The 21,776-nt window shown below is 46.4% G+C and carries 19 protein-coding genes and 1 pseudogene; 10 read left to right on the plus strand and 10 right to left on the minus strand.

The genetic code is table 11. From position 1 onward, the window contains the following. Nucleotides 1-659 precede the first annotated feature (659 nt). Nucleotides 660-2,660, minus strand: a complete 2,001-nt coding sequence (locus tag BM082_RS01345; RefSeq protein ID WP_017015524.1) for an exoribonuclease II — start codon at nt 2,658-2,660, stop codon at nt 660-662. A 197-nt stretch (nt 2,661-2,857) separates the two neighbouring features. On the opposite strand from BM082_RS01345, the gene BM082_RS01350 reads away from it, so the two are divergent. The 5 genes from BM082_RS01350 to BM082_RS01370 all read left to right on the plus strand — a co-directional run bounded on the left by BM082_RS01350 (nt 2,858) and on the right by BM082_RS01370 (nt 10,317). Next, complete coding sequence (locus BM082_RS01350; RefSeq protein WP_017015526.1) at nt 2,858-4,525, plus strand: GGDEF domain-containing protein; 1,668 nt, start codon at nt 2,858-2,860, stop codon at nt 4,523-4,525. Nucleotides 4,526-4,828: 303 nt separating this feature from the next. Then, complete coding sequence (locus BM082_RS01355; protein ID WP_017009931.1) at nt 4,829-6,742, plus strand: DEAD/DEAH box helicase; 1,914 nt, start codon at nt 4,829-4,831, stop codon at nt 6,740-6,742. Nucleotides 6,743-7,059: 317 nt separating this feature from the next. Then, complete coding sequence (locus BM082_RS01360; protein WP_017015527.1) at nt 7,060-7,722, plus strand: cupin domain-containing protein; 663 nt, start codon at nt 7,060-7,062, stop codon at nt 7,720-7,722. A gap of 148 nt (nt 7,723-7,870) precedes the next feature. After that, nucleotides 7,871-9,526, plus strand: coding sequence for a sensor domain-containing diguanylate cyclase (locus BM082_RS01365; RefSeq protein WP_241810451.1), 1,656 nt, complete (start codon nt 7,871-7,873; stop codon nt 9,524-9,526). A 122-nt stretch (nt 9,527-9,648) separates the two neighbouring features. Then, the gene (locus BM082_RS01370) at nt 9,649-10,317 is read left to right on the plus strand and encodes a methyltransferase domain-containing protein (protein WP_017011129.1); all 669 of its coding nucleotides are present in this window, start codon (nt 9,649-9,651) and stop codon (nt 10,315-10,317) included. Between the two features lie 85 nt (nt 10,318-10,402). Here BM082_RS01370 and BM082_RS01375 read toward each other — a convergent pair whose 3' ends face one another. Further along, nucleotides 10,403-10,609, minus strand: coding sequence for a DUF3283 family protein (locus BM082_RS01375; protein ID WP_017011128.1), 207 nt, complete (start codon nt 10,607-10,609; stop codon nt 10,403-10,405). Nucleotides 10,610-10,771: 162 nt separating this feature from the next. Here BM082_RS01375 and BM082_RS01380 point away from each other — a divergent pair, with 162 nt between their 5' ends. Continuing rightward, nucleotides 10,772-11,122 carry a helix-turn-helix domain-containing protein gene (locus tag BM082_RS01380; RefSeq protein ID WP_017011127.1) on the plus strand — a complete coding sequence of 117 codons (351 nt, stop codon included), beginning with the start codon at nt 10,772-10,774 and terminating at the stop codon, nt 11,120-11,122. Between the two features lie 62 nt (nt 11,123-11,184). Here BM082_RS01380 and BM082_RS25260 read toward each other — a convergent pair whose 3' ends face one another. The 4 genes and pseudogenes from BM082_RS25260 to pdsR form a co-directional block, all read right to left on the minus strand. Beyond that, nucleotides 11,185-11,367, minus strand: coding sequence for a glutathione binding-like protein (locus tag BM082_RS25260; protein WP_083257315.1), 183 nt, complete (start codon nt 11,365-11,367; stop codon nt 11,185-11,187). 234 nt (nt 11,368-11,601) lie between these two features. Next, nucleotides 11,602-12,063, minus strand: a pseudogene (locus BM082_RS01390) (glutathione S-transferase N-terminal domain-containing protein); the annotation flags it as partial. A 57-nt stretch (nt 12,064-12,120) separates the two neighbouring features. Continuing rightward, on the minus strand, nt 12,121-14,319 hold the full coding sequence (gene pdsS, locus BM082_RS01395; RefSeq protein WP_017016206.1) for a proteobacterial dedicated sortase system histidine kinase: 2,199 nt from the start codon (nt 14,317-14,319) through the stop codon (nt 12,121-12,123). Beyond that, a complete protein-coding gene (gene pdsR / locus BM082_RS01400; protein ID WP_017011123.1) occupies nt 14,316-15,011 on the minus strand; it encodes a proteobacterial dedicated sortase system response regulator in 696 nt (231 codons plus the stop codon). Before pdsR ends, pdsS begins: the two co-directional genes overlap by 4 nt. 252 nt (nt 15,012-15,263) lie before the next feature. Here pdsR and pdsO point away from each other — a divergent pair, with 252 nt between their 5' ends. Both pdsO and BM082_RS01410 read left to right on the plus strand, forming a co-directional pair. Next, a complete protein-coding gene (pdsO, locus tag BM082_RS01405) occupies nt 15,264-15,989 on the plus strand; it encodes a sortase-associated OmpA-like protein PdsO (RefSeq protein WP_017011121.1) in 726 nt (241 codons plus the stop codon). Nucleotides 15,990-16,004: 15 nt separating this feature from the next. Next, on the plus strand, nt 16,005-16,454 hold the full coding sequence (locus BM082_RS01410) for a GNAT family N-acetyltransferase (RefSeq protein WP_017015533.1): 450 nt from the start codon (nt 16,005-16,007) through the stop codon (nt 16,452-16,454). On the opposite strand, the gene BM082_RS01415 is transcribed toward BM082_RS01410, so the two are convergent. From BM082_RS01415 to BM082_RS01430, 4 genes are all read right to left on the minus strand, one after another. After that, nucleotides 16,414-16,941: a methylated-DNA--[protein]-cysteine S-methyltransferase gene (locus tag BM082_RS01415; protein WP_017016205.1), complete on the minus strand. Its 528-nt coding sequence runs from the start codon at nt 16,939-16,941 to the stop codon at nt 16,414-16,416. The two genes, BM082_RS01410 and BM082_RS01415, sit on opposite strands and share 41 nt — an antisense overlap. A 74-nt stretch (nt 16,942-17,015) precedes the next feature. Continuing rightward, a complete protein-coding gene (locus BM082_RS01420; RefSeq protein ID WP_017016204.1) occupies nt 17,016-18,437 on the minus strand; it encodes a DNA-3-methyladenine glycosylase 2 family protein in 1,422 nt (473 codons plus the stop codon). A 186-nt stretch (nt 18,438-18,623) separates the two neighbouring features. After that, nucleotides 18,624-19,046 (minus strand): DUF3010 family protein, encoded by a 423-nt coding sequence (locus BM082_RS01425; RefSeq protein ID WP_017011117.1) that lies wholly within the window; start codon nt 19,044-19,046, stop codon nt 18,624-18,626. Nucleotides 19,047-19,174: 128 nt separating this feature from the next. Further along, the gene (locus BM082_RS01430) at nt 19,175-20,329 is read right to left on the minus strand and encodes a cyclic di-GMP phosphodiesterase (protein WP_017016203.1); all 1,155 of its coding nucleotides are present in this window, start codon (nt 20,327-20,329) and stop codon (nt 19,175-19,177) included. 509 nt (nt 20,330-20,838) lie between these two features. On the opposite strand from BM082_RS01430, the gene BM082_RS01435 reads away from it, so the two are divergent. Together BM082_RS01435 and BM082_RS01440 are read left to right on the plus strand one after the other, a co-directional pair. Beyond that, on the plus strand, nt 20,839-21,375 hold the full coding sequence (locus BM082_RS01435) for an NUDIX domain-containing protein (protein WP_017011115.1): 537 nt from the start codon (nt 20,839-20,841) through the stop codon (nt 21,373-21,375). A gap of 145 nt (nt 21,376-21,520) precedes the next feature. Beyond that, on the plus strand, nt 21,521-21,776 hold a 256-nt coding region (locus BM082_RS01440), incomplete at its 3' end, for a transposase domain-containing protein (RefSeq protein ID WP_208862508.1).

Below are 21,776 nucleotides of genomic sequence, written 5' to 3' on the forward strand. Positions count from 1 at the left end.
TTTTATTGTGTTTTGCTTAAGGAAAGAATCCTGACTATTCTTTTATTAAGACACTGAGTTTAAAGATATTGTTTAGCCAAGCATTAATGTGCGACAGGGCACATGGCTTTTGCAATGATGATTCAAATGTGAGATGCTGGTCGCATCGAGATTGAGTAGATACAGTAAGCTGGTTTGTGAAAAGAGATTTCGGTCAGCAATAAAGGTTAGAACGCGAATCTTTACACGCTGTTATTGCTGCCCAGATAGTTTGTCCAATTGAGAACAAGTTAATAACAAAAAGATCTGCCTTGAGTGGATCATTTATGGACACATACAGTCATCAGGTTTTGGTTTGGTCGCCGACAGCCTAGTGATTGGTCCAATTTTGGCGTTACTGCATAGCTGGACTTTACGTTGCTTCGGCATTGAAAAGTTAAAATGAGTAACCAACCCGGCACATGGACCGGGTTTTTTATTGCCTAACGTTTGTGATTCACTCGCATTCGTTCGATATTTTCTCGCTTCTCGCTTCTCGCTTCTCGCTTCTCGCTTCTCGCTTCTCGCTTCTCGCTTCTCGCTTCTCGCTTCTCGCTTCTCGCTTCTCAAACGACAGATACAAAAAAGCCAGACTGTCGTCTGGCTTTCTGAATTTAACCGCGAAGTTAATGCACTAACGCTTATTCGCTTTTAGCGGCTTCTTCTGTTTCTAGCTTCTCAGCAACGACAGCAAATTCACGTGTTGGCTTACCTACGATAGAACGCGTAGTTTCTTTGATGTCTGCCAATACAATTTCTATTTGGTCACCCAGTTGGAATGCTTTGTTGCCATCTACAGATATGGTGCCTTGATCGCCATTACATTCAACACGCTTCTTGTTATCAACAATCAATGAGCCTGGAATGAAGGCCATTGCGCCATTTTCAAGTAGGCGCGTACGCATGCCAGCACGGTTGATGTCGAAAATCTCAGCGGTGAAGGTTGTTTTGGCCGCCACGCTGTCTTTCAACAGGCGAACGTATAACCAATCCGCAACATCACGTTCCGCCATGCGGTGGTGCTTACGATGCAAAGCCAATTCATCACCAATGAGCTCATCAGGCGTTTGTGCAGCAGTTTCACCACGCACAATCGCTTTCAATAAGCGGTGGTTCAGCATGTCACCGTATTTACGGATTGGAGAAGTCCATGTCGCATAAACATCAAGACCCATTGCGAAATGCGGAGATGGGGTGTTGCCTACTTCACTGTAAGATTGGAACTTACGAATGCGGTTGTCCAAGAAGCTCGTGTCTTGTTCATTCAACCAACGACGTAGCGCACTGAAGCCTTCTAGCGTTGCTAGGGTTTCTACGTCTGTTTCGCCGCCATGGCTATTCAGCAGTTCAACCGCCTCTGCGATCTTTTCAGGGTTGAAGCCCGCGTGCGTATTAAACACGCCGAAACCAAAGTGCTCGCGAAGCGCACGACCCGCACAGATGTTTGCGGTGATCATGGATTCTTCAACCATGCGGTTGGCAATGCGTCGTGCATCCACATGGATTGCAACAACATCATTGTCTTCGCTAAGTTCGAAACGGTAATCTGGGCGATCAGGGAAGGTCACAGCATTCGTTTCACGCCAGTTCATGCGTGCTTTAGCAAGGGCATGAAGGGCGGTGACTTGCTCTGCAATGACTTCAGATGGCTGCCATTTCTCGCAGTGACCGGTTTCGATGAAATCCGACACATTGTCGTAAGCCAAACGGCCCTGTGATTTAACCCACGCTGAGAAGAACTGTGCGTCGTCTTTGATGGTGCCGTCAGTATCGACGGTGACACGGCAGCAAAGTGATGGACGTACTTCATTTTCACGCAGTGAACACAAGTCATCGCTTAGTTCACGAGGAAGCATAGGGATATTGCGACCAGGCAAGTAGATGGTATAGCCACGCTCGCGTGCTTGACGATCTAGATCGGTGTTTTCGGCAACGTAAGCGGTTGGGTCTGCAATTGCAATGGTCAGTGTAAACGTACCATCGTTGTTCGCTACGGTGTGGAGTGCATCATCCATGTCTTTGGTTGATTCACTGTCAATCGTAATAAAAGGAACGTGGGTGAGATCTTCGCGTACGAGTGATTCATCCAACATGTCCCATTGCGCTTGCGGTGCTGGCTCTTGGTTCGGCAAGTTATGCTTTGCTAACGTTACCCACCAAGGTGCGATTTTGTCATTGGCGTCGGTGATTTTTTCGCTGATTTCACAGAAGAAACCGTTACCGCCTTTAAGAGGGTGCTGCGTTAAATTAGCAACAACCCAATCGCCTTCTGCCAATTCACTGTGGCTAATGCCTTTGCGTGTTTTCGCGCGAATAGCATCTTTTAACTGAGGATGATCTGGAACAACGTTCAATTTGTCACGAATAAGCTTAACGCGACCGATAAAACGCTCCACTGATTGCTCAAGCAACGCATCGGGTTCAGCGACTTCTTTGTCTTTTTCAGTACGAATTAGAGCCACAACCTTGTCACCGTGCATGACTTTTTTCATGTACGGAGGTGGGATGAAGTAGCTGTTTTTATCGTCAGCTTCCAAAAAGCCAAAACCTTTTTCTGTGGCTTTGATCGTGCCTTCTTTCTTTGGAATGCTTTCTTTGATTTGTTGTTTTAGTTGTGCAAGTAGCGGATTGTCTTGAAACATTAGCCTGGTCTCAGAATGTGAACCGCCACACTATACGTATTCGGGACGCTAAAACCAAGGTGTACCACGTTAGAATTTCCGACGATGAATAGCGCAAAAACTTAGTGGAGCCTCCCAAACTAGATGTAATCAGTATGCCTAATGTTCTTGAAATGACAGAATGACTTGAGAAATGTCCCAAGTATGAGAAGGCATAGATGGAAAATGCGCAGTTAAGCAGCCATACAAGAATTGTTAAGAAAGCCGACTCGTTAGAAGGATGGTGTGAAGAAGTCTTTGATCGCCTTAGACAGAGGAACGAAGCGCAAAATATCGCTCTGTTCATTTGGCATGAAGAAGGTTTGAAACTCGTTGCCAGCCAAACCCAGCGCGAGTTTTGCTTCTTTCAACAATTTCGCCCTGCAGAAGAATACAGCGGTTATCGTATTGATTGGGAAAAGCTCGCTGAAAGCGTGAAGGAAAACGACGGCTCATACATTTCAGAACTTCCTATCAATGCTGCATGGCGACAAAGTTCAATGCAGTGGGAACATGCGGTTATCCCTCTTTATGAAAATGAAGAAATCCTTGGCTACATGCTACTGGAAGTGGAATTGTTTAATGAAGAGAAGAAATTTTCCGAATCCAGCTTACTGTGGCTAAAAGATCGCGCTGAACGACAATTAAAATGTCGAATCCTTTCTCACAACCTTAATCAATTCCATTTATCCAGTAAGAAAAATGAACTCGATCTGGCGTTGAATAACCATACGCTTGCCTCTCAGCTCTCTCATTTAAAAAGTCTGCATGAGATTTCCCTTCGCTTTACTAAGGCAACCTCCATCAGTTCGTTATGCCGTATTGCAGTAGAGCTAGGAAAGAGCCGGCTTCAAATTGACCGTATGGCGATTTTTCTTTGTGACATGGAAACCTGCATGATGTGGGGGACATGGGGCACCGATAAATACGGTAATACAATAGACAGATCGGATGTAAACCAAAATTTACCCAATAACCCATTCATGGAAGAAGCCTTAGCACGAAAGAATGAGCTCATCGTGAAAGAGAACGTGCCATTGTACTTCGGTCAGGAACAAGTCGGGATCGGTTGGAACATCATGATGGCGATGTGGAACAATGATGAATGCATAGGGTGGATAGCGGCAGATAACCTTATCTATAAATCGCCATTGGATGAGCCTAAAAAAGAAGCCATCAAATTGCTTGCTGCGTCAGTGTGTCAAAAAATCATAAAGCTCCGAGAAACAGAAGAAGCGGATGAGCGCTTTTATCAGTTACAAGAACACTGCCGTCGTCAGACTCAAGACCTAGAGTATCTGCAGTCTCGTGTGGACGTGGTCAATGCACAAAATCAATGGCTAGGTATTCATGATGCGTCAACGGGATTACTGGGGGCACGCTACTTCGATTTGAGTTTCGCCTCTTTTGTTGCATGTGCCAGAGACAGACGACGGAATATTGCCAGCTTCTCTATTTGCATGGACTTCTATAAAGCATTTCAGAAAGCCTATGGGGAAGAAGCAACCATTCGGGTTTTCCAAACCATTGCGAGGGAGGTGAAATCCATCATTAAACCGGTTGGACTGAACATGCTCTTCACAACCCAACCTGGAAAGCTCTCTCTATTGGTTCATTGCAATGATGAAGTCCTGTTGAAAGAGGTTGCAGATAAAATTGTAAAAACAGCGTATACGCTAAATATTGAAAACAAGGCGTCCCCCTTTTATCAACGTGTGACACTGAGTGTTGGGCTGTCGACCAATTGTGTTTCTTTGTTCAGTTTGCAAAGCAAAGTGTTAAAGAAAGCAGAAAAAGCGTGTTTGATGGCGGAAAAGTTAGGGAAAAATCGCTATTGCGTAGACTAGAAAAAACGTTGCCTTGAAGTTTGATTGCCTGATTTAACAGCAAATTGCTACGTAATTAGTCGTTTGCAGTCAAAAAGCCATCAGTCGTAGAAAGAATTGTGAACTTGTTCAATTTTTTCTGGCTTTTTTTGGTTTATTAGCGCAGAATTCTCGCCTCATTTGTCGAGGCCCGTAGCGTTGGATGCTGTTGCAGTGAGTAGGAAGTCATTTGATTTAATTCATTTTGACCCTGCATCAGTAAGGATAACAGTGCAAAACCGCTAACAGGGGCCCCGTTACTTTAGTCTATATATTGGGATCCCAATGCAAGATACTGTTACTGAATTTCGTCAGTTAGATCTGTCTGAAAACCTTCTTTCCGCTTTAGATTCAATTGGCTTCGTATCACCAACGCCAATCCAAGCGGCTTCGATTCCTCTTCTATTAACTGGTGCTGATGCACTGGGCAAGGCACAAACTGGTACGGGTAAAACCGCCGCGTTTTCACTGCCAGTTCTGAACAAAATCGATCTGAACCAACACAAGCCACAAGCTATTGTTATGGCGCCTACTCGTGAATTGGCTATTCAGGTTGCTGCGGAAGTTAAACTTCTGGGTAAAAACATCGCTGGCTTGAAAGTGCTAGAGATCTACGGTGGTGCATCTATCGTTGATCAAATGCGTGCTCTGCGTTCAGGCGCTCACGTTGTTGTTGGTACTCCTGGTCGTGTTAAAGACCTTATCAACCGCGAACGTCTACAACTAGACGAAGTGAAAACTTTCGTACTAGATGAAGCCGATGAAATGCTGAAAATGGGTTTCGTTGACGACGTAACTTGGATCATGGAACAAGCACCAGAAACTGCGCAACGCGTACTGTTCTCTGCAACCATGCCTCCAATCGTTAAAGAAATCGTTGATCGTTTCCTACGTAACCCAGCGCGCATTGACGTTGCAGGTAGCAACCGTACTGTTGAGAAAGTTGAGCAACAATTCTGGGTTGTTAAAGGCGTAGAGAAAGATGAAGCAATGGCTCGTCTTCTTGAAACTGAAGAAACTGATGCATCAATCGTGTTCGTTCGTACTCGTCAAGATACCGAGCGCCTGGCTGATTGGTTGCAAGCACGTGGCTTTAAAGCTGCAGCACTTCACGGTGACATTCCACAGTCACTGCGTGAGCGCACTGTAGACCACATCAAACGTGGCGTAATCGATATCCTAGTCGCAACTGACGTTGTTGCTCGTGGTCTTGACGTTCCACGTATTACACACGTATTCAACTACGACATCCCATTCGATGTTGAGTCATACATTCACCGTATTGGTCGTACTGGCCGTGCTGGTCGTGCTGGTAAAGCGATCCTGTTGGTTCGTACCAACCAAATCCGCATGCTGCGCACCATTGAACGTGTAACTTCAACGCGTATGGATGAGCTTGAGCTTCCAGCACGTGATAAAGTTGCTGCTTGTCGCCTAGCGGCACTGGCGACTGACCTTGCAGAGCAAAAACAATCAGAAAGCATCGAAGCATTCGTTGGTCTGATTGAGAAGCTTCAAGAGCAGATCGACGTTGATGCAGCAACACTTGCTGCAATGCTTCTTCAGCGCCAACAAGGTAAGCGTCCGTTGTTCTACAATGGCCCAGACCCAATGGTTGCTGCTATTGAGCGTGAAAATAAACGTCGTGAATCACGTCGTGATGAGCGCCCTCGTGACGGTAGCCGTCCTGAGCGTGGCGAGCGTCGTAGCTACAACGCTGAAGATTGGGATATCTACCAACTACAAGTTGGTCGTGACCAAGGCGTTCAAGTTAAAGACATCGTTGGTGCAATTGCGAACGAACTAGGTCTTGATAAGAACTCAATCGGTTCTATCAAACTAGCAACTGGCCACACTTACGTGCAACTTCCTAAGAAGATGCCAAAAGAAGTATTGGGTCAACTTAAGCAACTGCGTATTCGCCAAAAAGCAACTGAAGCTCAGTTGGTTGAAGGCTCAGTGAACATGGATCCACCACGCCGTCGTACCGGTGGTGACCGTGATCGCAACAGCAATGGTGGTAACGGCGGCCGTCGTTTTGACAACAATGGCCCACGCGGTGGTAACAACCGTGGTGATCGTGCTCCTCGCGGTGACCGCGCTCCACGTGGTGAAGGCGAACAACGTCGCTTTAACCGCGACCGTGGTAGCGACAGCCGTTCATCATTCCGTGGTGAGCGTCGTCACGCTGACGCATAATAACGAACCCTCGTTATAAGAAAGAGCCAGCTTATGCTGGCTCTTTTTGTATGTGTCGACAGTCCTATTTTGTGCAAAAAATGCTTAACCTGCTTCTGCTTACCCCCGTCCACATCCGTGTTTTTTGCGCACAACGGCGACGCGGTGCAGCAAGCAACCCAAATCTGCTTTTGAATGTTGATCCACAGGTCATACGTTTCTCCCACTTTTGCTACGTAGTCGTATGCACTTCCTTGCTATATTTCACCTATCCGCTGTTCGCGAGTGGGAATGTGTCAAATAAACGTTCATGTTTCCTTCAGTTTGAGGACTGTCTTATGCTGAACATGCAGTTTGATAAACGCGTCATTATTGATACCCAATCGCTCGATTGGCAACCATCGCCCGCTGAAGGTGTGTTTAGAAAACCGTTAGCACGAGAAGATGCTGAGCGGGGACACGCCACCAGTATTGTGAAGTACGTCCCCAACAGCGCCTTTTCCCTTCATCAGCACCCCATGGGTGAAGAGATATTTGTGCTCGATGGCGTATTTTCTGACGAGTATGGTGACTATCCAACGGGCACCTATCTTCGCAATCCGCCAGGAACATCTCACGCGCCTTTTAGCCGTTTGGGGTGCACCTTATTGGTAAAACTTCATCAGTTCTCTCCGAATGATACGCATCAAGTACAAATAAATACGCGCGATGCGGAATGGGTAAACGGGCAGGGCAAATTGAAAATGCTGTTGCTCCATGAATTCAATGGAGAGCAGGTTGCGTTGATTCGTTGGCCTGCTGGTCAGCACTTTTTTTCTATCTCACACTTTTGCGGTGAAGAGGTATTAGTGCTGAGTGGGGAGTATCGCGATGAGTTTGGTCATTACCGATCTGGCACCTGGATCAGAAACCCGCACATGTTTGAATATAACCCTTATGCCGAGGAAGATACCTTGCTTTGGGTAAAAGTAGGGCACCTCCCTTATCCTAAGCCTCTTTGAAAAGTATGCGTTCGACGCAAAACAGAGACAAATGTCTATACGTTTCATCGCTAGTATGGTGGTTGAGTGAATAGCTTGAGAATTCGGTCGTTTCTTGACAATGGCTCAGTTTTTTTGGCTCAAAACTTATAGGACGCGATGGACGAGGATGTTTCAGATAACTAACCAGCCGTGCCAGCCGTATTTCGATATGGCACCGGTTCCCATGATTCTTCTCAACGATTTCGGTGAAATTGTTCATCGAAATGCAGAGTGTGACCTGCTTTTTAATATCCATCCATCACGACCCGTTTTTAACGACTATGTGGCTGAAGATGTTTGGACTGCATTGAACGCGTATTTTTCAGAGCTTCCTAGCTCGATCCCTAATGAACCCTTTTCTTTTGACATTACATTGCATCAAACAAAGATGCGGTATCGTTTCAAAGCAAATGTTGCCACCACATTTCCATCCCCCAGTTATGTCGTTGTGCTTTCACCGCTATCGCAAAATACAGTGGAGCCTAAACGTCGAGCACTCGAACAAGGAAAAGCGTTCCTTGAGCAGCTGCCAGTCAGCATGGCAATGCTGGACGAATACGGAATATTTGTTGGGGCTAACCGTGCTTTCTGTGAATTATTGGGTTACGACGAAGCGTCGCTAGTGGATCGCATGGAGGCGGATGTGACGTTTGCGCCAGACGCTAACAGTGAAACACCGCTTCGCAACAACCTTAAATGTCACATAGACAAACAATATAGCGTTGATAAGCGTTACATACACAAAGACGGTCATCAGATCTGGGTGCGTGTTTTTGTCTCGCTCACCACTGATTCAGAATGTGATTCTGCCAATGATAACGTTCGTTATGTCATTGCGGTTATTGATATTCACGAAGAAAAGCAATTGCAAAACGTCATTGCCACGTCTGAACGTCGTTTTCGTGCCATCGCAGAAAACATCAGTTCTGTTGTATGGATGTCGGGCGCTGATCCGCAACGCGTGCTTTACGCGAATAAATGCTATCGCAGTGTGTGGGAAGAATCGGTCGACAAACTATACAGTGACGCGCGTTCTTTTCTCGATAAAGTACACCCTGCAGACAGGGAAATTGCTGAATCCATTCGTTTTAATACATCCGGTGACTCCTGGAGTATTAATTATCGCTTGCTGTTTGATGATGGACGCGTCAAACATTTGCGCGACAGTGGGCATTGCGTTTTTGATAGTAATGGCGAATTAATCTACCGCGTGGGTACATCAACCGACATCACTGCTGAAATTAGCCAGCGCGACAATATGGTTGTTATGGCGAAGAAGCTGAAAGAGCTTGTTGATTATGATTCCCTCACGGGCTTGAAGTCACGCCATGCGATCATGACGGATATTCAAGAGAGTTTTCAGCGCTTTAAACAAACTAATGACCCTTCTGTTCTTGTTTACATTGATGCGGATGGATTTAAAGGTATCAACGATACATTGGGGCATGATGTTGGTGACAAAGTGCTATGTGCTATCGCAAAACACCTAACCAGTCATATTCGTGACACCGATGTAGCGGGACGTATTGGCGGCGACGAATTCATCGTTTTGCTTCGTCATACTTCACAAGAAGATGTCGTGCAAATTCTTGAGCGATTGTGCAGTGACATACACGACATAAGCTTACCCGGTGACATGAAGGTGTCCTTGAGTCTCGGTGCTTATGATCTTAGTGACGAAGTTATTACGGCAGAACAATGGCTTAACGACGCTGATAAAACCATGTATCACAATAAAAGGGCACGAAAACGTGCTCGTAAATCGCAACTAAAAACACAGTGACTCTTATTGCTCTAAGCGAGTATTAGAACTTTCTGCTGATATAGTGCAGTTGTTTTTTTATTGAGACAGTTCTTTGTATTGCATCAGAGTATTCTCTTAGTTGTATAACAGAGGGATTTACCATGCAGAGTGTTGTGGAAGTTTTCGGTACTGCGCTAGCCAGCTATTACAACGGTAATAAATCAGGGAAACTCATTGTTAGGGAAAACAATGGTACATCAGTGATCCCAACATCTGATTTCTTTCGACGACCAGAAGATGTGGCGACAGATCGCATCGCGTTGTCTTACTGCCGACGAAGTGTTCTGAACATCGGAGCAAGCAGCGGAGAGCATTCGCTGTACCTCGTGGCAAAAGGTATAAAAGTAACGTCAATAGACAGTTCTCCTATTGCGTGTGCCATCATGCATCAGCGAGGCGTCCCGTCCGTTATCTGCGGTCATCTTTTTGATCAACATCCTATGTTCGATCGCACCTTCACATGGCTCGCTTTACGTGGCGTCGTGGGTCAACTCGGGAATATCCGCAATTTCTTCCATTTTCTGGATCTTGCCCATCGTAATTTGTACCCGGGCGGGCGATTGATCCTAAGCTCAGAAAACCTTCGCTATGAAGGTTACCGTACTCGCCATTTGACGTTTGAGTTTGATGGAAGGGTGAGTGAAGAAATGCCGTGGTTTGACATTGGTATGTCAACGCTAAGGCGTGTAGCGGAAAGTAAGAACTTTAACTGCCGAATTGTCTATTGTGATGACAGCAACAAGTACGTGGCGTTACTAACAAAGCGTTGATTGAGTGACACTGTCACAATGTCACGGGTGATGAAAACGCCAATATAACTGTCAGATATTTATAAATTAAATAAAAATGGGGCAATTATAGCCCCATGATTTTTGAATATTTTTCCACACAGTGTTCAAAATGCTCGCGCATGCTATCTTCAGTTTGCGCCTGTGCTTGCTGTAAAAGAATACCGCGTTCTGCCACCCCGTTTTTCACCTGCCATACGGCGTATGAGGCTTGCTTATCAAGCTCGATCATCTGTTTTTCATCGGGTGGCAATAGGGCTAAGTTTTGGCTCATGCTGACTCTCTGTAGAATTTAAACCTCAAAACGTGCATAACATAGCTGAGACTCGCATTAACGACAAGCGCTTACCGTCCCCTTACGGGAATCTGACACAGTTTTGGCCGATCTTGATTACTATTGGTGCTACATCGCGTTAAGCAGTAAGAAGGCGGATATATGGAATTCACTTATCAAGACAGACAAACACTTTACGATGCTTGGATGTCTTACAAAGCCAAGTTGAGAATCACTCAAATTGAGATGGCGAAGCGCTTAGGCATCAATCAATTGGATTTTTCCCGTGTACTGAGAGGCGACGTGCCTCTGGAGCAAGGCTTTGTTTACCGTTTTTGCAAAGAAATCGGCATCGAACCTGATCAATCGCTTCCAAGCTTAAAAGCCCTTCGAGGCGTTTCTACTTCTTCTGGTCCTGTCACGGTACGCACATCAATCACCGTCGATGGCACGATTTCTAAAGTGGAATACCAAGGCAACCAAGTCTTCATCGAGTTTGAAACGCTGCCATAAAAAAAGCCATCTTTCGATGGCTTTTCGCATTTTAGCCCCATCAGGGCGTAGGCAAGCGTAGTTTAGGCATTCGCAAAGGCAGGGCGTTCAGCCACACGCTGTTGCCATTTCTGAAGCGCTGGCAAGTTGTCATCAATGTGTATATCGAGGTTTTTTATAAAACCACACATGACAAACGCGGTGATATCCGCAACCGTAAATGTGTCACCAGCGATATATACCCAAACAACCTGAAGATACAGGATTCAGCGAGGTTTACTGACGTTATGATCTAGGCGTCCCTTTGCCGATGTAGTGTTCTCCATCAAAAAGGGATAACACCGAGCATGGCGTCAGTAAACTCGCCCGAAGGGAGGCCCTCAGTGCGTCCACTTCATCGTTAAATTCCTGTGAAATAGAATGACTATTTCTACAAGAATTTGCCTTGAACTGAACGCACTGATGGCCTCTGAAATCGAGCATCTTCAGGTTGTTTGGGTATATGCAGAGTGCTCCAATCGTGCTTCTAAACGCGGCAGGAACTCAATCACACGTTGTTTTGACTCTTCTCCCCACGCGGGTACGCAACGCTCTCTGTCGTCGTAAATGCCGGTGATGTTTCGAAATGCCTGAAACGCAGGAAATAAACCATCCAGCTCTACAATACGGTTCCACATTTCGACTTGTCCGATCGCTATAGGCGTATCACCAAAAAGGTGATTGTTTGTGGGGAAGGCGGCATCAATGTATCGGCAAATCGCCATGGACTCACACAGGCTCGTGCCGTCATCCAATGCCAATACCGGGATCTTTTTATTCAGGCTCAGTGCAGCAAATTCGTCGGAAAGGTTTTCACCGCCACCGATGTCCACATTGACACGTGGAATTTCAATGTTCTTCTCTGCAAGAAACAGACTGACACGTCGAGCGCTGGGCGCAGGGCCTTTTTCATAGATCTTCATCGTTTCTCCTTGCCGTTTTCATGGGCTATGGGTTTCTCTATTTGGGTGAATTTCTCGTTACTTGGGTGAAAGAGGAAGCCACACCGACACGCTTACACCGTTCTGTGTCTGCAAGTTTTGGATAGAGAGCTCTCCACCATGGAACTCCGACACTAAACGCGCGATATAAAGGCCTAAACCTAAATGCGGCTTATCGGACTTTTGTTTTTCCTCCCGAACAGAGACCATGGAATTGAGCAATTGATTTCCCATATTTTTAGGCAGGGTTGGCCCAAAATTTGAAACTGTGATGCAGGCGCGGCTATCAACACGGTTGAGCTGAACCGTAATTGCTGTCTCTGGTGCGCGAAATTCAGCGGCATTGGCAACCAATTTATCGAGTAATTGAGCAATGTACTCAGGCACACCAAGCATTACGTAACCGTTTGATTGTGTGGAAACATCAATCGTGAATACGTGTTCCGGATACGCATATTCATAGCCTTGAACGCACCCTTTGATCACTTCATCAAGCGGAAACGCCTGCGTATCTGCGTGGTTAAAGCTTTGTTCTAAACGTGTCGCTTCCGTCATGCTGGATAAAATGGTCGCCAATCGAGAAACACCTTCTTGAGCGCGATCAATATAGCGTTGCTGATCATCATCCGTGGTGACGAAGGAAAGGTTCTCCAAAGAAGAACGCACAACCGCCACTGGCGTTCGAAGTTCGTGAGACAGGCTGGAGGACATTTTTTCTAGGTAGCTGTTGTACTCGGATTGTCGATTAACCATGTTAGACAGCGTGCGAGAGAGGTCGCCAATTTCGTCTTTACTTTGCGCAGGAGAAAGCTGGTGGCGAACACGTCCTTGCGGGTCGATGGCGCTCTCTGCATCATCCCTGAGTTTCCTCACACGGCGTGAAATGTGTGAACCGAATAACAGTAAGACCACAACCCCAATACAAATTACCGCCAGTAATACATTAAACAACTGCTCTAAGGCTTTGTTGCGCAGTGTCTTGATGCCCTTGGTGTTCTCTTCAACAACCACTGCGCCAACCACTTGATTGTTGATCTTGATGGGGTAAGCCGCTGATAAGATCATGGCCCCTTGGTCCGGCGTTAATCGCCAATTCGCGTAAGGTCGACCCAATAGTGCTTGTTGCACTTCGATGCCGCGAAACACCGCTGCATTCTGCATCGTATCAACGATAGATTCTGGAGGGCGCTCAAGCCATTGGTAGTAAAGCGGGTTGAGTATGTGGGTTTGCAGCCAGCCCATGATACCGTTCGGCGGCTCTTGATATTCAACGGTGGTTTCCCATACGCCATTGGCGGTTTGCAGGTCGCCACTTTTGGCCAATACGCGGGCATGACGATCGACAACCCAAACCCGTGAACCATCATCGTTGATGGTATTGAGCACGCTTTCCAGTGCAGGTGATGGCGTGAGTAACGTGCCTAGGGTTTCGGCGTTCTTGGGATTGGATGTTGCAATGATGGTTTCTATTTCTCGATTGAATGGGTCGTTAACGTTATAAAACGCTAACCCCAATTTTTCGCCCACGAGCCAGTTGGGAATTGCCAATTCAATGACATGACCTGTCGAGGTTTCCTGCCACCACGCGTTTATTGCATTTGAAGGAAAAACGCCGTCCTCTGAAAGAATAGAATCTTCAATTAAATCAACGTGTGCACGTCCGCTTTGTGTTGCAGTGACGGCGTAACGTTTAAGGTCGCCTTTTGGGGTGGTTAACGCCACTATTAGGTGGTCGTTTCTGTCAATGCGACTGGTCCCTTTGCGTTTTAATACTGGGGTCGCATCGGTTACATCAAGTAGGGCATACACATCGTCACCGTCACTCCCCATGACCAAATCAAACTTAATGTTGTCAGGCCTGTAGGTGTTCTTGCTGAAGATCACGTGCTTTGATGTGTAGGGTTTAAAATGCTCGCGGTAGCGCTCCCAATCAAGGGGGCTGCCATCTATATCGATATGCGAATTGAGGTCAAAGGCATACAGGTCTTTGCCATCGTCTAAACGTGGTTTCGTAAAGCGTTGGCGTTCAAATAAGCGAGGTTGCTGATTAAGCGCCATTGAGAATGCTCGCGCTGACCCCATCACGGTTTGTTCTTGGCCTTGGCGAAGCACATTCTCAAGTTCCCACACGTAGTTGTAACCAATAAATGGCAACAAAAGCAGTAAACCTGAGAGCAAAACGACTTTGGTGCGAATGCCTGATGCCCAGCGAAGCACGCGCTCAATCAGCGATGTCATTTGTTGCTATCCCAGCGGTAGCCCATGCCATACACCGTATCGATGTGGTCAAAGTTACTATCCAACGCGATAAATTTTTTACGAATACGTTTTACGTGTGAAGTGATGGTGCTGTCGTCGACAACCACATGTGCCTCTTGCATCAAATCTTGGCGGCTTCTTACGTGGCCAGGCCGCTTAGCCAAGGCATGCACCAGCCAAAATTCTGTGACGGTGAGATCAACGGTCTGATCATCCCATTTAACCTGCATGCGGTTGAGATCGAGTGTCAGTTTTTCTCGCTCAAGCAGAGATTCTGTGTCTGTCGCTGCTTGGCTCAGTAATTCACTGCGACGAAAGAGTGCAGCAATACGCGCCATCAAGTGTGGCAGGCTAATGTCTTTTGTTAAGTAGTCATCCGCGCCCATGCGAAGGCCCACAACGGTATCAATATCACTGTCACGCGCGGTTAAGAAAATAATGGGAATGGTGGCTGACATTGCACGTAGAGATTGGCAGAGGTGAAACCCACCATCGATTTCATCAGCAAGGCCAATATCAATGATCGCCAAATCGGGCAGGCGTTGCTTAAAGCCATCTTCCGCATCTTGTCGGTTGGCATAAGGTGATACCGCATAACCTTGCTTGCGGAGCACATCCGCATAGTTTTCTCGGATAGCGGGTTCATCTTCTACGATAGCAATACGTTTCATTTTTTCTCTGGTAATCAATCAGTAGTTGGTTTGACTATACCCGAAATCATGCCATGAAAAAGGGGGGAAATGCGTCATAAGTGAAAAGCCATTTTTTTGCCACATTTGATCGGCACATTGCCCGATTTGTTCCCAAAGCTTGCCATTTTACCTTGGTTTAATGAACTCATCGAAACACACATTAACGCAGTAACCGGTTCATACCGAACCCAAGCAAAAAACGTTAACACCTAAACGGATGAGGAATTCACCATGAAAAAGATGAACAAAACTTTGATCGCACTGGCGCTTACTATTCCGATGGCAACATCAACGGCATTCGCGTCTGGTCACACAACGTCGACTGACCGTGATGAAAACATCGGCGCGATTGGTTTCGGTGGCGGTGCGGCATTGGGCGCAGTGGTTGGTGGCCCTGTTGGCGCAGTGGCGGGGGCTCTCGTCGGTGGTTTGATTGGTCAGCTTGTGAGCTTCGAAGACTACAGCCAAGAGCAAGATGACGTGATTGCCAGCATGAGCCAGCGTAACCTCGAGCTAGAAGAAGTGAGCGAATTGTATGCGCAAAACCAAGTTGAGATCGCCAACCTTAAAGCTGCGTTGAACGAGAAAAACATTGAGCTAGAACTGGCGATGGACATTCAGTTTCGCACTAACTCAGCGGAGATTGAACCGCACTTCCAGTACCAACTTGATGAAATCGCCTTCTTGATGCGCCAACAACCTGACATGTTCTGGGATCTTGAAGGACATGCGGATGTTCGCGGGAATCAAGACTACAACTTGCAGCTTTCACAAAAGCGCGTCGAGTCAGTGTATCAGTACCTTGTCTCTCAAGGTGTTGCACCAGAGCAATTGATTCAAACGGCATACGGTGCGCAGTTAGCGATTGAAACGGAAGGCGACCGCGAAGGCTATTTCTTTGACCGCCGTGTTAGCTTAAAAGCCTCTCCACAATCAACCAAAACAGCCAACAACTAAGCAGGGCAGTTTGAGATGGATATTCGACAAGCAACCCGTCACGATGCAGAGCGCATTTGCGCGCTCTGCGAGACGCTGGGCTACCCAGCGTCGCTCTCTGAAACGGAAGAACGTTTAGCCCGTGTACTGGACAGTGAAAATGGCGACATCTTGGTGGCAGAATTGTGTGGTGTGGTAGTGGGTTTTATCACGGTTCATATTGTCGATGTGGTGCATGATGCAATGCCGTGGGGGCGAATTTCAGCGCTGGTGGTCGATGAGAACTTCCGAGAGCTCTCAGTGGGTCGACAGTTACTCGATTATGCGGAAACCTACTTCAACGCGCGACAATGTCTGCGCGTTGAAGTCACCAGCCACATTAGCCGAGAAGAGGCACATGGCTTTTATCTTCACTTGGGTTATCGCATTACACCCATGCGTTTTATTAAGCTGTTGGCTCAACGGACGTTAGTGGCGATAAGCTAAAGGTATCGGCGGCCATTTTTTGCTCATGTTTTAGCAACCATTGCTTTGCATCTAGGCCGCTCGCATACCCTGTTAATGTGCCATTTTTACCAATCACACGATGACACGGCACGATAATGGACACGGGATTTTGTCCATTAGCAGCGCCAACAGCGCGAGAAGCGGTAGGGCGCTCAATACGTTGTGCCAGTTCGCCGTAACTCAATGTTTCACCGGCAGGGATGGTTTGTAGCGCTTTCCACACAGTGCATTGGAAATCCGTACCTAACAAATCAAGCGGCACATCAAATTCAATCGCCTCGCCTGCAAAGTAGCGATCGAGCTGGGCAATGACAGTTTCAAAGGGCTCGTGAGCAATAACGTCATCCTCTGATGTTGGAATGTCATATTTATAGTTTGGTAACGTGAGCGACGTTAGACCTTTCTCGGATGCAGTCAGAATAATCACGCCAAGTGGAGAGTCGTATTCGTAGCGATAATTTGTCATGGTCAATTCCTTCTTCTCTTCCGTTGGTCAGAGCGAACCCTGGCAGAAATAGGTATATGGGCAGAGTGCGTGTTTCAGTTGTCTTTGTTTGCAAGTGTCAGCGCGAGATAGCTTCGCCAAGGAATAGCGTTATCCATTCGGCTTTTCGCGTTGCCATTCAGTGTTTCATCGCCGTCATCAAGAGACAGTGCAAGGTCGGGCAGCCCAAAGCCACGCAGCAAGGTGTAGCCTTTTTGTTGACTTGAAAGTGGTGAATCACAAAAATCACGTTGAGCATCAAGATCGGGGTGTTCGATACAAAATTTCGCCCATGCGATAAGTTTTTCTCCTAACGTTTCGTTGATGTCATTGATCGCTGCACTATTTGCGTGTTCGCCATGCGGCGAAAGTGCTGAAAATAGCGCATCAGGCGTTGGAAAATACGTTGTTGTTTGAACGTTTTCCTCACCGCCCAAGTACGTTTGAGAGCACTGTACGACACGTGTAAGTGTTGAGAGGCTGTCATCGACATGATCTCGATGAGTGTCTATCGACTCACCGCAAAGACTTCTCACGCCCGCCTCAAACACATTCCATACACCAGGGATTCTTACGCCGAGTGGCACGTCTTCGTGTGCTGAGAGGACATCAGCGAGCACCGAATCTATGACGGTCTGATTCGCATCGACATCAAAAATGCGTTTGATTCTATTGATGATTAAGTACAAATACTTTGGATTATCGAGCGTCAATTCAATCGAAATTGCATGCTTATCCGGGTTCAAGGTGGCTGTAAATTCACCTTTTGTATCCAAATAGATAAAGGATCTACCGTAGCTATTATCATTTAGCCACTCCATGCCTGTTATCTGTCTTGTGTTCACAAAATCATGGAACGCCTGCCAATTGAAAGGAGGGCGGAAAGAGAGCATCAAACAGATGGCATCAGAGTGGTGTGTTTTCTTGCGCCTGACTTGTGTTGGCGATAATTGCATTTGTAGTTGGAAGCAATCGTTAAAGCGGCGAACACTGTTAAAGCCAGCAGCAAATGCAATGTCAGTGACAGAAAGATGGGTTTCGTGAAGCAGCTTTTTCGAAAACAAAATTTGTTGGTACAGCGCGTATTGCTTTGGCGAACACCCCAGTGTTTCCGTGAACAGTTTTCTTAGGTAGCGATCTGTCACGCCGAGTTTTTCTGCGAGTGCTGGAATGGCGTTTTCTTGTAAAAAGCCTGCTTGAATCAACCCTAGGGCGCGTTTTAGCGTTGTTTCTTTTCCGATCCACGCGGGTGAACCCGGAGCACTGTCTGGACGACAACGTAAGCAAGGTCGAAACCCTTGGGCTGATGCTTCAATCGCGGAATCAAAATACCGGATGTTTTCTTCTTTTGGTGTGGGTGCAGGGCAAATAGGACGGCAGTATATACCTGTCGAAAGCACACCGATATAAAACACGCCATCAAATCGAGGATCACGGGAAAGCCGCGCTTGTTGTCTGAGTGTGTTGACGTTGTCCATTTGCCTACATCCGTCACTGAAGATGCAGTAACAATAACATTGGATAACGGTAAAAGTAGCCATAAACGGAACTCAACGGTAAGACGGTGAATCAATTTATGCGGTGGAAGGATTGAGAAAGAAAACTGGAGAGGGCTTACAGCAAACAGGCTGCACGAGACAGCCTGTTTTTCACGGTGTTGCGACTTACTTGTTCAAGTATGCGCAACCGGTCATGAATGCTTGTTCTTGGAACTGCTTCAAACCGATTTCTTTTAGCGACACCAATACAGGGGTACGCTTGAGAGACTCTTTCATTTCGCTAGACGTGAAAACGACACAATCCATGTTATCGATTAGCTGCATAGCGGCTTCCAGTTTGAAGCCAATGGCGCTACCTGCGAACTTCCCCTTCATTGGGCGATCACGAATAACAATTTTGTCGACTTTGTAGTCTTCCATCAATTTTGCAAAAGACTGTTGGAAGTGACGCATTTGCTCAGTGTCAGATGCGTTAGTAATAGTGAATTTACGCGCGCGGCAATCCGGCACTTCAAACAGACCTTGGTCCAATTCAATGAGGCAGATGTTCGCTTCGTTGCTTTTTAAATCGACGGCACAAATTCGCATTTTTCTTATTCCACGAGTAAATGAGCGCATCATTATAGGCAAATAGTGTGCTGCGGTCATGGAGAAAGATGGTAGGGCGGGTTCGTTTGATGCTGAAAACAACAAAAAGCGCGGTAATCAGAGTCTTTTTAGCGGAATTCTTTAAAAGATGTTTTGAGTTTCGCTTCCGTGAGGCCACGCACAATCTTCAGGTCGGGGCGTTTTTTCAAATCGATGTATTCGACTTCGCGAAATGATTCTGTACGGCCTGAGTAAAAAAGCTTCACGGTTGGGGTCATTAAATCGTCAGGGTTCTCATTGCAGACCAAGCCAATCCGCCCATTACTGAGTTCAACAACAGAACCGATAGGGTAGAAACCGATGCAGCGAATGAACTTCTTCAGCAGGTCGGAATCGAGATGAAAGGGCGTTAATCCAATCATGATCTTGAACGCTTCAGAGGGCGAAAGGGCGGGTTTATAGACACGCTCAGCCGTTAGTGCATCGTAGATATCAACAATGCCTGACATGCGACCAATCAAGGTGAGCTGTTCGCCCTTTAAGCCGTTTGGATACCCGTTTCCATCGATCTTTTCGTGATGCATCAAGCTTACGTCTTTGCTGGTGGACGATAATTCGGCCATGTTGTCGAGCACAGGTTGAGAGAGCGTTTGGTGCTCTTTCATGTGCACAAATTCATCGTCGGTGAGTTTACCCGGTTTGTTGAGCACTTCATCTCGGATAAGAATCTTGCCAATGTCATGCACCAAACCACCAATCGCTAATTCTTCTAGGGTTTGCCTGTCGAGTTCCAGATAACGCCCGAAATTAACCAAATGAAAGGCAACATTCATCGAGTGCTCAAGTAGGTAGGCACTTTTTTCGCGGATACCGCTAATCCACAAAACCGCTTCACGACGCTCAAAGATGTTATCTACGATATCAGCACTGACTTCTTTTACGGGTTCGATATCGACAGGTTTGTTGGCGTAGACATCGTTCAATAGCTTGCTCAGTTGTTCCTTAGACTTGTCTACGAGGTCTTTGGCTACACGGAATTCACTGTTTCCTTTGACGGAGGAATGCTTTCCGATTGGCGTTGCATGGTATTGAATGTCTTCCGTTGTGGTGACTTGATCTGCGTCGATGTAAACATATTCAACGCCTTTGCCTCTGAGGTTTTCGATGGTTTCTTGCTTGCGGATGAAGCCAGGCTTTTTCATTCGGGTGCGGGTACGCTGAGATTCGATTTGTTCGACATACATGCCAATCTCAACGCTATCAATGGCGACTTTTTGCAACATTGATGTTCGCTCCGTGTCGAAAAATATAAGGATGAAGAATGAGGAAACAACTCTGTCGAGCTGCGGGATCGGCGCGCTTTTTGAGTAATTAAACAATAGCTAATGTTTATAACTATATACAATGTACGAAACCCCGGGGTATTTTGAAGACGAATCTAGAACAAAAAACCAGAATAACAGTACGCAATGCGGAGTTTTAAACAATACAACGTCGGATCCTGATGTCACTCAATGTGTGTTATCGCCGTTAAACCCGATGAAAACGGCGCCTTTTGACATGTGTCTAGTACATTTCACCGCGACACATAATAAAAGTGCGCTGCATCTTAAATGTTATCCGTGAAATGTAAACAGGATGGTGTGTGGAATGCGACGCATAGAAAGCGCTTGAACCCTCATGGTGGATCTATAGACTGCGTGAACGTCTAAGTGCCCATATTGCTTAGATGGATTTTTACGCAGCGAATGCGTTGCTTTGACCATGATTGAAATACGCAGGCTTAATTCGAATGCGAGTAATTAAAAGCAGCATCCATCCAGATGCGCTTCCTTTGGAAGACAAAATCACTTTTCATCGACGTGCAGCACGCGCCATTGTTGTGCGTGGAGAGAGTATTCTTTTGCTGTATACCGATCGCTATCAAGATTACTCGTTGCCGGGTGGCGGCATTGATCCTGATGAGAATGAAGTAGAAGGCTTGATCCGGGAACTTCAGGAAGAGACGGGGGCGCAAAACATTCGAAACATCGTCCCGTTTGGTGCTTACGAAGAATACCGTCCTTGGTACAAGCCAGATTTTGATGTGATGCACATGATGTCTTACTGTTTCTGGTGTGATATTGACGAAGAATTGGGTGAAATGTCGCTTGAGGACTATGAAATCAAAAACGGCATGCAGCCTGTTTGGATGAATATCCACGAAGCCATTCGTCACAACAAGCACAACATGGCGACAAACGAGAAACAAGGTTTGTCGATCCAACGTGAAACGTACTTGCTTGAACTGATTGCTTCTGAATTGATGGAAAAGCAGAAAGTAAGCTAACTGATAGGGCGTTGTTTCTATCCCGATAAGTTGTTTCTACCCCGATAAAAAGGCGAGAGTTCTCTTAATGCCGATCGTTTTAAGTCATTGAACGATCCTACGCAGGCTTCATAATCGGCCTCAACATTGTTGAGGCCGATTTTTTATGTCTGAGTTTTTGAAAGAGTTACACATCACCGCTGAGTTTTGCCAAGACCACCCTATCAACGCATTCTCTAAACACATTCCTCTTGAGTGGGTTGAAGAAGCAGTCAAACAAACCGGACGCGCTTCTTTGCGTAAACGTCGCTTTCCCGCTGAGCAGGCTGTTTGGCTAGTTTTAGGGATTGGATTACTGCGCAATCGCTCGATTCAGAATGTTTGTGACCAACTTGAGTTGGCTTTTCCTGATACCAAAGGGG

The sequence above is a fragment of the Enterovibrio norvegicus DSM 15893 genome (assembly GCF_900115495.1).
GTDB lineage: Bacteria > Pseudomonadota > Gammaproteobacteria > Enterobacterales > Vibrionaceae > Enterovibrio > Enterovibrio norvegicus.